13 protein-coding genes are annotated in these 13,590 nt (G+C 41.8%); 8 read left to right on the forward strand and 5 right to left on the reverse strand.

The genetic code is table 11. The annotated features are described in order from the left end of the window. Window positions 1-68: 68 nt before the first annotated feature. Window positions 69-986, forward strand: a complete 918-nt coding sequence (gene lpxC / locus AC58CZ_RS00850; protein ID WP_494223635.1) for a UDP-3-O-acyl-N-acetylglucosamine deacetylase — start codon at window positions 69-71, stop codon at window positions 984-986. 298 nt (window positions 987-1,284) lie between these two features. On the opposite strand, the gene AC58CZ_RS00855 is transcribed toward lpxC, so the two are convergent. Next, window positions 1,285-1,800: a hypothetical protein gene (locus tag AC58CZ_RS00855; RefSeq protein WP_494223634.1), complete on the reverse strand. Its 516-nt coding sequence runs from the start codon at window positions 1,798-1,800 to the stop codon at window positions 1,285-1,287. 244 nt (window positions 1,801-2,044) lie between these two features. Here AC58CZ_RS00855 and AC58CZ_RS00860 point away from each other — a divergent pair, with 244 nt between their 5' ends. Next, window positions 2,045-2,773 carry a CHAP domain-containing protein gene (locus tag AC58CZ_RS00860; protein ID WP_494223633.1) on the forward strand — a complete coding sequence of 243 codons (729 nt, stop codon included), beginning with the start codon at window positions 2,045-2,047 and terminating at the stop codon, window positions 2,771-2,773. Window positions 2,774-2,908: 135 nt separating this feature from the next. Here AC58CZ_RS00860 and AC58CZ_RS00865 read toward each other — a convergent pair whose 3' ends face one another. Both AC58CZ_RS00865 and AC58CZ_RS00870 read right to left on the reverse strand, forming a co-directional pair. Then, window positions 2,909-3,634 (reverse strand): DOMON domain-containing protein, encoded by a 726-nt coding sequence (locus AC58CZ_RS00865; protein ID WP_494223632.1) that lies wholly within the window; start codon window positions 3,632-3,634, stop codon window positions 2,909-2,911. A 259-nt stretch (window positions 3,635-3,893) separates the two neighbouring features. Continuing rightward, window positions 3,894-4,205: a YhbY family RNA-binding protein gene (locus tag AC58CZ_RS00870; protein WP_058024582.1), complete on the reverse strand. Its 312-nt coding sequence runs from the start codon at window positions 4,203-4,205 to the stop codon at window positions 3,894-3,896. 340 nt (window positions 4,206-4,545) lie between these two features. On the opposite strand from AC58CZ_RS00870, the gene AC58CZ_RS00875 reads away from it, so the two are divergent. From AC58CZ_RS00875 to AC58CZ_RS00900, 6 genes are all read left to right on the forward strand, one after another. Next, the gene (locus tag AC58CZ_RS00875) at window positions 4,546-5,178 is read left to right on the forward strand and encodes an RlmE family RNA methyltransferase (protein WP_058024583.1); all 633 of its coding nucleotides are present in this window, start codon (window positions 4,546-4,548) and stop codon (window positions 5,176-5,178) included. A gap of 401 nt (window positions 5,179-5,579) precedes the next feature. After that, a complete protein-coding gene (gene ftsH / locus AC58CZ_RS00880) occupies window positions 5,580-7,475 on the forward strand; it encodes an ATP-dependent zinc metalloprotease FtsH (RefSeq protein ID WP_058024584.1) in 1,896 nt (631 codons plus the stop codon). A gap of 164 nt (window positions 7,476-7,639) precedes the next feature. After that, window positions 7,640-8,563: a dihydropteroate synthase gene (gene folP, locus AC58CZ_RS00885; protein ID WP_494223631.1), complete on the forward strand. Its 924-nt coding sequence runs from the start codon at window positions 7,640-7,642 to the stop codon at window positions 8,561-8,563. Between the two features lie 94 nt (window positions 8,564-8,657). After that, the gene (locus AC58CZ_RS00890; RefSeq protein ID WP_494223630.1) at window positions 8,658-8,939 is read left to right on the forward strand and encodes a succinate dehydrogenase assembly factor 2; all 282 of its coding nucleotides are present in this window, start codon (window positions 8,658-8,660) and stop codon (window positions 8,937-8,939) included. Between the two features lie 52 nt (window positions 8,940-8,991). After that, window positions 8,992-9,441: a hypothetical protein gene (locus tag AC58CZ_RS00895; protein ID WP_494223629.1), complete on the forward strand. Its 450-nt coding sequence runs from the start codon at window positions 8,992-8,994 to the stop codon at window positions 9,439-9,441. Between the two features lie 254 nt (window positions 9,442-9,695). Continuing rightward, window positions 9,696-10,409 carry a YidB family protein gene (locus tag AC58CZ_RS00900; protein ID WP_494223628.1) on the forward strand — a complete coding sequence of 238 codons (714 nt, stop codon included), beginning with the start codon at window positions 9,696-9,698 and terminating at the stop codon, window positions 10,407-10,409. Window positions 10,410-10,535: 126 nt separating this feature from the next. On the opposite strand, the gene AC58CZ_RS00905 is transcribed toward AC58CZ_RS00900, so the two are convergent. Then, entirely contained in the window at window positions 10,536-11,618 is a 1,083-nt protein-coding gene (locus AC58CZ_RS00905; protein ID WP_494223627.1) for a regulatory protein RecX, read from the reverse strand. 52 nt (window positions 11,619-11,670) lie between these two features. Further along, on the reverse strand, window positions 11,671-12,723 hold the full coding sequence (recA, locus tag AC58CZ_RS00910) for a recombinase RecA (protein WP_494223626.1): 1,053 nt from the start codon (window positions 12,721-12,723) through the stop codon (window positions 11,671-11,673). Between the last annotated feature and the right edge of the window lie 867 nt (window positions 12,724-13,590).

Genomic DNA, 13,590 nt, shown 5'->3' on the forward strand with positions numbered 1-13,590 from the left:
TTGTAGCGAATATGGGGAAGGTAGTGGTACACTATGTCAATTGTAACAAAATATGTGAGAAGGCAGCCATGAACCAAAGAACCATAAAGACAGCGATAGCCGTTACAGGTACTGGTCTCCATAGTGGTCAACCTGTTGACTTGGAGTTTCATCCACAGCCGGTTGATACTGGTATTGTTTTCGAGCGCTCTGATATTGTAGGCAGCGAGCCTATTCCAGCAAGTGCTTTTTTGGTGCAAGACACGATGATGTCATCAAACTTAGTATTTGGTGTTACGCGCGTAGGTACGGTTGAGCATTTGCTAAGTGCGATTGCTGGGCTTGGCGTAGATAACCTATTGATTCGTGTTTCTGCTTCAGAAATACCGATTATGGATGGTAGTGCCGCTCCTTTTGTTGCTTTGCTACTTGATGCAGGATTCTGTGAACAAGATACTTTAAAGAAATTCATTAAGATTGTGCGACCAGTACGAGTCAAAGTAGATGATAAATGGGCAGAGCTACGCCCTTACGATGGATTTGAATTGAACTTTGAGATTGACTTTGATCACCCTGCCATCGACAAAAATTTTCAACATGCTCAGTTGCAATTCTCTACCCAAAACTTTATTGAGCAGCTAAGCGAAGCACGTACTTTTGGCTTTTTGCGTGACATAGAACAATTGCGTCAGAATAATTTGGCCTTGGGCGGTAGTATGGAAAATGCCATCGTCATTGATGATGCCAATATTCTTAATGAAGAAGGCCTACGCTTTAATGATGAATTTGTTCGCCATAAAATTTTAGATGCGCTCGGAGATTTATATCTGATTGGTTATCCTATCGTTGGTCGTTTTAATGCCTACAAATCTGGTCATGCATTAAATAACTTACTGGTACGTGAAATACTCTCTGATGAAAATAACTTTGAAATTGTAACTTTTGATGACAATGTAACATGCCCAATCGAATATTTACCGCTAAATGGTTTAGCAGTTGAAGGATAAATACAGGAATATACACGAAGTATCGAAACATTTACGCAATATTACATAGCAACGCTATAATTACATTTATATAATATGCAATATTTTAAATATAAAGTTTATAGCATTTTGTGAATTTTATTCTAAGGCAGAGTGCGTAAAAGCTGTAGGTGATTTCCAAATCATCTATTGGTTCTATTCATAAATTGAATGGCACCAATAGATGATTTTTTTTGTTTAGAATATTACAAAAAGGCAGCGTTACTAATCTCATTTCATGGTTTTATTTACATAAATTTACATTGTAATATCTGTATTTTTAGTGATTTGCTAGGCGTAGGAGGGCTTTTTTTAGATTTTCATCAGTGGTGACATGCTCTGCAGCCTGTGATATAGTCCGTTTTGTGTTTTGGCTAAGAGCCTGATTTTCATTGGCTTTACAAGGTTTGGACAAGGTTGCTGATAACGCTGATGATTGTTTAGATGAATAATTATTAGCAGATGTTTTAGCTACTACAACACGAATTTGCTTGAGTTGTTTAAATGTAATTGACTGCTCTGTTAATACTTGCAAATACGCGTTTTGTAAATAGCGAATATGATTAGCCGCTGTCATTGAGCCTACACTGAGTATTAACTGCTCAGAGGTTAAGCCTACGACCCAACAGGTATTGAGGATTTCCTCAGGTAGACAGTCTACCAGCAGCTCTTTTACCTCATTGGTCGCTTCTATACATAGCCGCATGTTATTAGCAAGAGTTTGGGGTAGCGCACTACCAGCAAACGCTTGATGATCTATAAGCTGGGCAAGCCGATTAGGCTGTTTTTTTGACATCGTGATGACTCATCTATTAGGTGACAAACTCGATATGTAGAATAGACATGCTAAAAGCGATATATAGCAAAATTGTATGAGGTAGTTGACTAAACGAGCGATGATACTGGTGTTAGTCACTATAAAAGAACGAGCTGTTGTGATAAAGATTTTATCATGTTTTTTAATGATTATATCCTCTAAATTAATTGATGTTTCGTCACGGATGACGAGCAGACTTGTATTAACAATAGGTAGTAAATTTATGAAACAAGCTTTATTAATTTTGTCAGTATTGGGAATGGGTATCGCACAGACGAGCGGTGCTGCTGAAACAACCTTTCAACCAAATAATACCTTGAGTCATACCATCACAAATATTTCTACTTCTGCGAACTATGGTTCTAGTCGCAACATCTACAGCACTAACAGTGGTGCTCATGTATATAGCAACGATGAGATCAGTCAAGCCATTGACAACCTAAGCGCTCATGCTAAGCAAAAAGAATATCAGCTTGCGTCGCTCACTAGCCGTTTATCATACGAGCAGCGTCAACAGCAAGCAAGTCGTGTACCTGACCGCAACTCTGCCCCTGCTATTGCTGCAGCAAACGCATCACGAGTCGCACTATCTAGAAGTTCTGGCTACTGTGCTCGCTATGTACGTAAAGCACTACAGTCAGCAGGTTACGAATTTACGCCTAATCCTTCAGCTTATCAATATGCCTCTCGTGGCACACTAGCCCAAGCAGGCTTTACCAAAATCAGTAACGATATGGAACCTCAAGTTGGTGACGTCGTTGTCTATAACCGCACATCAAGCCGTCCACATGGTCATATCCAGATTTTTGATGGCAATGACTGGGTATCTGATTTCCGTCAAAACAGCATCAGCCCATATAGCGGTACTTACAGCTATACCACATGGCGTGATTCGCAGTATGTTGATGATGCATCAGACCGTGGTATCTACCTTGCGATGGCTGACAAATAAGTATCAGTTAAACGAATTAAAAGTTTTCTCCAAACTCAGTAATGCTCTTTATGACATTGCTGGGTTTTTTTTGTGCTTTAAATAATGATATCTAATAATAACTGTATCTAAGTGAGTGCAGATCATAGAAGTAAATCAAAGTGCAAATTTTGGCCAATAGTTGCGATTATGGAAATCAGGCGGGAAGGCGTGCTGAGAGGCAAAATATAAAGTGGTCTTACCGAGCTGTAAAATAACACAAGGATGTATCTGCTCAATAATCGTATTTGCAATGGCGTATTTTTGATTAGGAAGTTCGACCAGAGGAACGTTAAAGCCTCGCTCGTAGCGATGAATGGAATACGCTGCTGGTGATTTGTCAAACAACGATTTCTGTATTATGTCCTGTGTATTTATATTATCCGTCCACTCAATAGAGGCACGTGTGTGTCCATCAGTCTCGTATAAAGGTGCTGGTGGCAATGTGGCAGGTTGACGATAGCTTTTAAACTTATAGAGTGCATAGCGACCATCAGGGTTGGCATTAATCTCAATGTAAGGTTCAGCGTCTTGAGTCTCAGTAGCAGCCTCATCACTTAGAGTGTCACCCGTGATAAAGCATTCAAGGCAAGTCTCTTCCCACAGATAATCAGCAAATCCTACTCGGGCTTGCTGCCAAGTTGGCCAAACCAATTGATTGGCTAATATTTGACTGGGTAAAGTAATTTGATAGGTTAACTGTAATTGTAATACTGGTTGTCGAACGATCTTAGCGTTCACCTTGACACAAATACGCTGTAACGCTTCTACCGTCACGTCCAGTTGCTGTGCGTCGTTTTCTATCGTCTCGGCGGCTATAACAAGATTAAAACATTGGTTCATTATTTATCAAACTCTATAATACTTTTAAAAATTAATGGTAAAAGATTAAACCGAATAACTAGGGTGCACCCCGAATTCAAACGTTCATCACCATTTTTAAATAGGGATATGCCCTAGGCTGATACGACACACTAAGCAGATCCAAAACCAGCAGACAAGACAAAAGCCGCGAGCAAGATGCATCGCGGCTTTTATAGTTACCGTCATTATTTAAGCTGATGCGGCCTACTGTTATTCAAGCAAAGCTTGTCATGACATATTACTGCGCGTGACGTGCTAGGTTAGACAGTTTAGGGTTGGCATTTGGGTTTTGGCGTAGCAATAATGCCATACGTCCAATAGAATGGACCAAAGACGCATTAGCTGCTTTAGCAAGTTCAGCGCCAACGATGTCGCGCTCTTCTTTGGTGCCAGCAGGAAGTTTTACTTTGATAAGCTCATGATCTGTTAGCGCGCGATCAATCTCTTCGGTAATGGTTGGGGTAATACCCTTGTTGCCGATCATAACGATAGGCTTTAGCTCGTGACCGATGCCTTTTAGACGTTTGATGGTAGCGTTATCGAGTTGCATAGAATTCCTAGGTGTTGGTAAAAATAAAAATGGTACTGTCAAAAACAGTTATGGATCATTATAGATAATCTGTGACCATCTTGCATGAGATCAGCAGGATTTTGCACGATTTTACGTGACGAAAATGTTAAACTGAATGTTTGGTACATTATAAACGCTACTGCCTTATAAAACAGTCATTTAACCAATAGAATTTAGTCAGTTTGCAACCACCAATGAACTAATAGCCTGATTGATGACACCTCTTGCGTAATTGACATCACATTCAAATGAGTGTGCTTGTGATATAAAGATCAAAGAGAGGGTACTCAGGTCTTGTAAAGTAATAGGAGCAGGTATTTTGGCCACGCGTATCGAAAACAAAAAACTATCAAAGAGCAGCAGTGCTTGGATGAAAGAGCACATTGACGATCATTATGTACAAAAGGCTCAAAAAGATGGCTACCGTGCCCGTGCCGCTTATAAATTATTAGAGATTAACGAAAAAACCAACCTGATTAAAAAAGGCATGACGGTGGTAGATTTGGGTAGTGCGCCTGGCAGTTGGTCTCAAGTAGCGGGACAGTTGGTTGGTGACGACGGTATCTTGATTGCCTCTGATATTCTGGCGATGGATGCTTTGCCTAATGTTACCTTTATTCAAGGTGATTTTCGTGAAGCTGAGGTGTTTGACGCCATTATGGCAGAAGTAGGCGATAGGCAAGTCGACGTGGTATTGTCTGATATGGCACCCAATACGGCGGGGAATAGCGCTATCGATCAGCCGCGTATGATGTACTTATGCGAGCTGGCAGTGGACTTTGCTTTATCAACCTTACCAAAAGGTGGCGCACTTATTATGAAAGTGTTTCAGGGCGAAGGCACACAAGAATTACGCAAGCAGATGCAGCAGGATTTTAGTAAGATTCGTAGTATAAAACCAGGTGCGTCACGTCCGCGCTCAAAAGAGATGTTTTGGGTGGCGATTAAATAGTTTTAACATCAATGAGTTGCTGCTATTGTAAGCGAGTTAATCAGTCACCATAAACTATCATTATGGTCGTATAAAAAGCGCTACATTCATTAACTGAATAATCGTGAAACCTGCTTGAATTATGCAGGTTAGCGCCATATATCATGGTATATTACCTTTGTTTTTAGCATACGTTTTAGGCAAAGTCGTCTGATAATAAGCGTTTTACAAGCTCAATGATCGTATATCTATGTTTATCTCATACTGATTATTTATAAAAACAATTTTTATGCTACCTGTAACTCATATAAGTTTAATTTAGCAGCTTTTTATTATCGGGATACTCGTTAAAAATGAGCAATACGTTTATAGACGTCACGTGTTTAATAAACACACCAATAAGTAAGGGATGGGAATAACTAGTGAGCGACATGGTAAAAAATACCTTATTGTGGCTGGTGGTAATCGGCGTTTTAGTGCTGGTGTTTAGCGGCTTTGATCAATCATCTGAGCCAGATAACCTTAACTACTCTGAGTTTGTGACCGCTGTGTCAGAAAACCAAGTAGCCAGTGTCGAAATTGACGGCGAACAGATCACCGGCGAAAAGAAAAATGGCTCATCTTTTGAGACCATTAGACCGGCTGTGTCAGATGACCAGTTGATGCCAATGCTACGTGAGAACCAAGTCGAAGTCCAAGGGACCGCACCAAAGCGCCAAAGCGTATTGATGCAACTACTGATAGCCAGTTTCCCAATTTTACTGATTATTGGTCTGTTTTTATTCTTTATGCGTAATATGCAGGGCGGTGCAGGCGGTAAAGGCGGCGGCCCAATGAGCTTTGGTAAGTCAAAAGCCAAAATGCTGACGGAAGACCAAATCAAGGTGAACTTCGAAGATGTGGCTGGTTGTGAAGAAGCCAAAGAAGAAGTCGTTGAAGTGGTTGACTTTTTGCGTGATCCGGATAAATTTACCAAACTTGGTGCAACGATTCCTCGTGGTATCTTAATGGTAGGTCCACCGGGTACGGGTAAGACATTGCTAGCAAGAGCCATTGCTGGTGAAGCTAAAGTACCGTTCTTCTCAATTTCAGGTTCTGATTTTGTTGAGATGTTTGTTGGTGTTGGTGCATCACGTGTACGCGACATGTTTGAGCAGGCGAAAAAGAGCGCCCCTTGTATTATCTTTATTGATGAGATTGATGCAGTCGGTCGTCATCGTGGCTCTGGCATGGGCGGCGGTAACGACGAGCGTGAGCAGACATTGAACCAATTATTGGTTGAGATGGATGGTTTTGAAGGCAATGAAGGTGTTATTGTTATTGCTGCAACCAACCGTGCTGACGTGCTTGATAAAGCATTATTGCGTCCAGGTCGTTTTGACCGTCAGGTTCAAGTGGGCTTGCCAGATATCAAAGGTCGTGAGCAAATCTTGAAAGTACACTTAAGAAAGTTGCCGAACACCATCAGTGTCGATGCAGGTTCTCTTGCTCGTGGTACGCCAGGGTTCAGTGGTGCACAGCTTGCTAACCTTGTAAACGAAGCAGCCTTGTTTGCCGCGCGTCGTAACAAAACCAGCGTCGACATGAATGATTTTGAAGATGCAAAAGATAAGTTATACATGGGTCCTGAGCGCAAATCCATGGTGATACGCGAAGAAGAGCGCCGAGCAACTGCGTATCACGAAGCGGGTCATGCGCTAGTAGCTGAACTACTGCCAGGTACAGATCCGGTGCATAAGGTCACTATCATGCCTCGTGGTTTTGCGCTTGGTGTTACTTGGCAGCTGCCTGAGCACGATCAAACCAGCATGTATAAATCTAAGATGTTAAGCGACATTGCGATTTTGTTCGGTGGTCGTATTGCTGAAGAAGTCTTTATTAATCAGATGTCAACAGGTGCTTCAAATGATTTTGAACGTGCAACCAAAATGGCACGCGCCATGGTAACCAAGTACGGTATGTCTGATGCACTAGGTATCATGGTGTATGAAGATGATGACAGCTCGCAAGGATACTTTGGCGGTGGTGGCCGTACGATTTCAGAAGCCACGCAGCAAAAGGTTGATGAAGAAGTGCGCCGTATGCTAGAAGAGCAGTACGATATCGCTCGCGAATTGATTGAAGCCAATCAAGATAAAATGCATGCAATGGTTGAAGCGCTCATGAATTGGGAAACCATCGACCGTGACCAACTGCAAGATATTCTAGCAGGTGAAGAACCGCGTCCACCAAGAGTCTATCAGCATAACGAAGTCAACTTGTCAAAAAATGACATTAAGACGACTACTTCTACACCGCCACCATTACCGGCGATGTAAGGCAGTTCTGATTGAAGTTTAATAAAAGGCCCTTTATCATAAAGGGCTTTTTTATTGCTTTCATTTTATGAAGGGCTTAGGACGTCATAAGATTTACTGGTATCATAAGCACAGATAACGAACTCTCGAGCTATTTTATACAATTTATTTATGATGGATCGGTCATGTCATTATTTCAGCCTTTACCCAACTACAAAATATCGAGCCGTAATAAAACCTTGAATTTGTCTGAGCCGCATATCATGGGTATCTTGAATGTAACGCCAGATTCATTCTCGGATGGTGGGCGGTTCAATGCGGTAGAGAATGCCGTTGCTCATTGTCAGCAGATGATGGATAACGGTGCTACTATTATTGATATTGGCGGTGAATCTACTCGCCCCAATGCAGATGCTGTATCGACTACTGAAGAGCTACAACGGGTTGTGCCAGTGGTACAAGCTATACGCCAGCATTGTGTAGATGATATTTGGTTATCTATTGATACCAGCAACCCAGAGGTCATGCAGGCAGCGTTTGATGCTGGTGCTGATATTTGGAACGATGTCAGGGCGTTAAAACGTACTGGCGCTGCAGAACTGGCCGCTAGCCTTGATATTCCTGTCATGCTGATGCATATGCGCGGTGAGCCAACGACGATGAACAATCTGGCACAGTATGATAATGTGATTGATGAAGTGAGCACAGAACTGACCACGCGTATCAAAGAGGTAACGCGCCTTGGGGTTAAGCAGGAAAATATTATTATTGATTCAGGTTTTGGTTTTGCCAAAAACTATGAGCATCATTGTGCTTTATTAAGTCAGTTAGACAGCCTACAGGCATTGGGCCTACCCATGATGTTTGGTATTTCACGTAAACGTTTTTTGGCAGAGGTATTGACCAATAGTGGTGTCAAAACAGTACAGACCACTCAAGCTATAGAACGAGACGCAGTAGGGACTGCTGCTGGGATATTTGCGCTACAACAAGGTGCCAGCATCATTCGCACGCATAATGTAGGCATGATGCAGCAAGCAGTGGCATTATGGAGTCAATTATCAGCGTACCATCATAAGCATTGTATTATTAATACAAATACTCGATAAAGCTACACCGTGATAAATACAATATCTACAATCTAATTTTCCACTATGATTGAATACCACATCAAAAACTATTGAAATGAAAGAGAGTATCTTTATGACCAGTATCACTCAGCCAGAACCGACCAATGAGCAGCGCCGTATTATTTATCAAGCTCGTCGCGGCTTGAAAGAGTTAGATTTTTATATCGATCCTTATGTCAAAGAGCGATATCTGATAGCAGATCCAACAGAGCAAGAGACATTTGCTCAGATGCTCACGCATGAAGACCCTGATTTATTGGATTATTTTACCAATCAAAATCGTCCAGCAGAGGATGATATATGGGCACTCGTTAATAAAATAAAAACATGGCGACACACCAAAGACTTGGTGTAGAGGCTTTGTACTTGATAGGCACAATACTGATGATTTCTCATGGCGCGCCCATATGACCCTAGCAACGGCGCTGCGCATTGATACAGCTATTCATTCTACCAGTCGGCTACGCCGGCTGCTCTATGTGGGTTTAACTGCGATCATGATTGTCTTAGCGTGGCTTGCGGCTTTGGCATGGTGGCAATATTTGCTGATTTTGACTGTCTCGCTAGCCATTGTTGGCTATTTATTTCTGACACGTTTGACACTACGACATCTTAGCCAGCCACCCCTTGATCAACGTATGGATAAACAGTGGCAGTTGTTGATTCAGACAAGTCGAGGCGATGAGCTGTGGCAAGCACAGCTACTTTCTACACATTACTATCAATGGGCGATAAATTTTGAGTTCAACATAGTAGAGCCTTATCAGCGCCCTCTATCTATCACCATATTTCGTGATCAAGTAAGCCCAGAGGAATGGCGAACGCTTAGTGTTTTAGCCAATATTAATAAGGATTAAACAGGGTAAAATATACTGATTGATCTTCACGTTTCTATTTAGTCTTACTCTTCTGTTATAGGCTTACGAATGCCTACATGTCATAACAAAATACCTATCTTGGTCTCCAAAGAGTTTTGTTATATTGAAACTCACGAATAAAGTATATGAACCAACTGCATTGTACTTCCAGTTTATGCCATGAAAAACCAGTATGGACAACGGTAGGCAGTCAGCTTGTATCATAAATAATATGACGATAAGAGGAAGATATCATGAGTTTATTAGGGAATTTAGTGAGCCAAGTGGCCCGTAGTGCGATGAATCCAGAGGATGCTCAACGCCATCCAGTGAATCAGCGTATCAATCCACGTCGTACAGGTGGCTTGGGCGATATACTAGGCAGCGTATTGGGCAGCGGTAGTCAAGCAGGTGGCTACAATCCGCAGCAATACGATCGTAAGCCAGATAATGGTTTTGGTTTAGATGATATCATTGGTGGTCTGGCTGGTGGTAATCAGCGTGGGAGCGTCAGCTCAGGTGCTGGTGGACTGGGTGATATTTTAGGCAGTGTATTAGGGGGTCAGCGTAGCAATAGTGGTTTTGGTGGTAAGGGGATGCTTATCGCTGTCCTTATGCCAATGGTGCTGAGCTGGATCAAGCGTAATGGCGGTATCGGTGGTGCGCTATCAAAAATCACTGGCATGGGCCATGGCGACCAAGCACGCTCTTGGATGAGTACCAATGAAATCAATGACAATCTAGACCCAAGTGAGATAAATCAGCTGTTTGATGAGCGTGAGATTCAGCAAGTAGCAGCGCGTACGGGTGCAAACGAAACAGAAGTACGTCAAGGTTTGGCTGAATTACTGCCCGAGGTGATGAACCAGCTAACGCCCAATGGTAATTTAGATAATGAAGCGGAAGCTAATGAAGAGATTGATCAAATTATCAATCAGTTATCTAGTCGTCTTGGAACATTAAAATAATAAATAGTTTAAGTACCGCCTAGATTTATATCGTGAGAGCGCGTTTAATAACGTGCTCTTCTTTGTGTTCATTACAATGACAATGGTATTGATGTTCAGAGATCGTTTGGCAGTGCTATGAAGATTTCAAAAGCGCTCATCTAACGTTTCCACGGTGTAGTTGAGCGCAGCGAAACAGATATCAGTATTGAACCCTCGGTACTGCAAAAATCGCAGCTGCTTAGCTTTTTCTTTTTGCTCCACTGGTATAGTGTCACCATACTTCTTAGTGCGAGCCTCTACCGCTAGTTTGAGCCAATCAACCCCCTCAACTAAGCTGTCATCAGGATCAACGAACTCGCGAAACTCTTCAGACTCACTATTTGCCATATCAATCAATTCATCGATGTTACCTGGCATCGCGATTTTTTTGCGATAGAACTCTTGCTTAATACGCCCGCGTCCCCGACCTTTACGGATATTCTCACGTATCAGCATTAGGGTAGTACGGTAATCGCTCTGATAGCCTTTTTCCTCAAACTCATCAAGTAGGGCATCGATTTTTTCTGGGTCTTGTTCTTTGTCGATTAGCTTTTGCTTGAGCTCAGCCTTGCCGTATTCGCGCCGTGACAAGTAATAGAAGGCAAGCCAACGTAGCCGGCTCTCAGCTTTGATAGCATCGATTTCTGCTTGCTTTTGTTCAGGGGTGCGCAAATAAGCTTTAAGCGCGGCTGGTATATTATCGTTTTGGTTTTCTACTGCACTATCATCAAATGATGGACGTTCACTTCCGCATTCTGATTGCTCAAACGAGGGGGCATAGTTGTCGTTTTCAGCTATGTCATTCTCTGCATCACCACTACGTACGCTGTTCTTGACCTCGGCCAGCATCTCTTTGATGGTTTGTGCTTCAGGTGGCTGATAAGCAGGTGTATCGCTTGGCTCAGCGGTGAAGTTAGCAGCTGGATGAAAGCGTTTTTTACATTTTTTGGATTTAGAGTTTTTTTTTATCTTAGCAGAAGATTCTTCAAAATATGATGTGTCAACAGTAGGCTCACTAGTGCTTGAATGATCTTGATCTGGGACTTTAGAAAGCTTGCTAGATTTACCTGATTTGTTAGATGTGTTTTGATAGGAGTGTTTAGTAGGTTTTTTTCGTTTGCTATCAACAGAACTAGCTGAGCCGGTTTCCGACTCAGCTAAGATTTCAGCCAATGTTTTAATTTTCATAATAAGTCATGATTATTTATAGCGGTCACTGATAATGGTTACTAGTGAACCATTATTGTACAGATTCAGGTGCCAGTTCTACATCGTCAGTTTCAGGCGCTTTGCTATCTTTTTTCTTACCAAGCTTTTCATCACGAATTTTATCTTCGATCTCTTTGGCAATAGCAGGGTTTTCTTTTAAGAAAAGCACAGAATTGGCTTTACCTTGACCGATTTTTTCATCGCCATAGCTGTACCATGAACCTGCCTTACCAACCGCGCCAATCTCGACGCCCAAGTCAATCACTTCGGCCAAATGGTTGGTACCTTCGCCATAAGTAATCTCAAACTCAGCTTGGCGGAACGGCGGTGCCATTTTGTTTTTGATGACTTTGACACGGGTTTGGTTACCGATGATTTCATCGCCATTTTTGACCGCACCAATGCGGCGAATGTCCATACGTACAGAGGCGTAGAATTTGAGGGCATTACCACCAGTTGTAGTCTCTGGGCTACCAAACATAACACCAATTTTCATACGGATTTGGTTAATAAACACAACCATACAATTAGAGCGTTTAGCATTACCAGTAATCTTACGTAGCGCTTGGCTCATCAGACGCGCTTGCAGACCCATGTGTGAGTCGCCCATCTCGCCTTCAATTTCTGCACGCGGAGTCAAGGCAGCAACCGAGTCAATAACGATCATATCGATTGCGCCTGAACGCACGAGCATGTCAGTAATCTCAAGTGCTTGCTCACCGTTATCAGGCTGCGACAGTAGTAAATCGTCGGTATTGACGCCTAGCTTGCGTGCATACACAGGGTCAAGCGCATGCTCAGCATCGATAAATGCACAGGTGCCCCCTTGTTTTTGACACTCCGCGATTGCTTGCAAGGTCATTGTGGTTTTACCTGAGCTCTCAGGGCCGTAGATCTCGATGATACGTCCTTTTGGCAATCCACCAATACCAAGTGCGATATCTAGACCAAGAGAGCCTGTTGAGACCACATCGGCATCAAGAATGGCTGAGTCATCACCCAGATGCATGATGGTATTTTTACCAAACTGCTTTTCAATTTGACCTAATGCCGCTTTGAGGGCTTTGGCTTTATTGTCGTCCATACTGGATTCCTTTTTTGATAATTGATTTGGCGCTACAGATAAAAGATTTATACGTCTAAGAGTGATAACTGGTGCATACTGAGCAGCGCTAATAAGATAAATCATATAGCTATTAGCGCTCTGACAACTGGCTCAAATACACAGGTTGTCATATGATTGCTATCAGTAGTAATATCGAGATATCGCTCTACTATACAGTAAAATTAAATAACGAGAGAAGTAAAAATAAGTTCATAATAAATCACAGTTACAATAGCTTTTGAGTCGGATATTAACGACTAATAGCTATCTGAATCTCTGTAGTGCTATTGATTCGATAGAGTAATTATAACAAAATCCAAGCGCTATATTGAGTCTTGGACGACGCTAAACGACACTGAATGTCGTACGATATAAGAGTGAGGATTCACGAAGATAGCCATTCGTTTAAATGTGTTTTTGAACCTGATAACAGCTATGTTTGTCAATAGACTTATGAGTTGTCCACAGCAAATAATGTACTCATTTTTATTGGTTGTGAAACATTATAAACGGCTAAATTATTTTTAAAAATATTTAAAATAATTTTTTATGGCTTTATATTTAATATAAGTTATTGTTTTTAAATTATTTTTAAATTGTACAAAAAATGAACGATTTTACCTTATCCTTTAAGTTTCCTAGGTATATAGTTGTCAAGTAGTGACTTATACACAGGGTTATCCACAGCTTATGGGGAGAACTCTCGAAGCCCTTATGGTATCTATGCTTGCGTGTATAGGTCATATATTGCAAGCTTCCAGTATTAAGCGTTAAAGATGATTTCTCGTCGACAAACTGTGCTCTGGCCGCTATGTTTCACATAATTACAATTTGTGATTCTTCCAC

The organism is Psychrobacter sp. CR212 (assembly GCF_059693765.1).

Coding starts and splice junctions, on each gene's coding strand:
- AC58CZ_RS00870 (WP_058024582.1), bottom strand. CDS start 4,205: ATGCAACTCGATAACGCTACCATCAAACGTCTAAAAGGCATCGGTCAC.
- AC58CZ_RS00905 (WP_494223627.1), bottom strand. CDS start 11,618: ATGAAAATTAAAACATTGGCTGAAATCTTAGCTGAGTCGGAAACCGGC.
- AC58CZ_RS00900 (WP_494223628.1), top strand. CDS start 9,696: ATGAGTTTATTAGGGAATTTAGTGAGCCAAGTGGCCCGTAGTGCGATG.
- AC58CZ_RS00865 (WP_494223632.1), bottom strand. CDS start 3,634: ATGAACCAATGTTTTAATCTTGTTATAGCCGCCGAGACGATAGAAAAC.
- recA (WP_494223626.1), bottom strand. CDS start 12,723: ATGGACGACAATAAAGCCAAAGCCCTCAAAGCGGCATTAGGTCAAATT.
- AC58CZ_RS00855 (WP_494223634.1), bottom strand. CDS start 1,800: ATGTCAAAAAAACAGCCTAATCGGCTTGCCCAGCTTATAGATCATCAA.
- AC58CZ_RS00860 (WP_494223633.1), top strand. CDS start 2,045: ATGAAACAAGCTTTATTAATTTTGTCAGTATTGGGAATGGGTATCGCA.
- AC58CZ_RS00895 (WP_494223629.1), top strand. CDS start 8,992: ATGACCCTAGCAACGGCGCTGCGCATTGATACAGCTATTCATTCTACC.
- AC58CZ_RS00890 (WP_494223630.1), top strand. CDS start 8,658: ATGACCAGTATCACTCAGCCAGAACCGACCAATGAGCAGCGCCGTATT.
- lpxC (WP_494223635.1), top strand. CDS start 69: ATGAACCAAAGAACCATAAAGACAGCGATAGCCGTTACAGGTACTGGT.
- folP (WP_494223631.1), top strand. CDS start 7,640: ATGTCATTATTTCAGCCTTTACCCAACTACAAAATATCGAGCCGTAAT.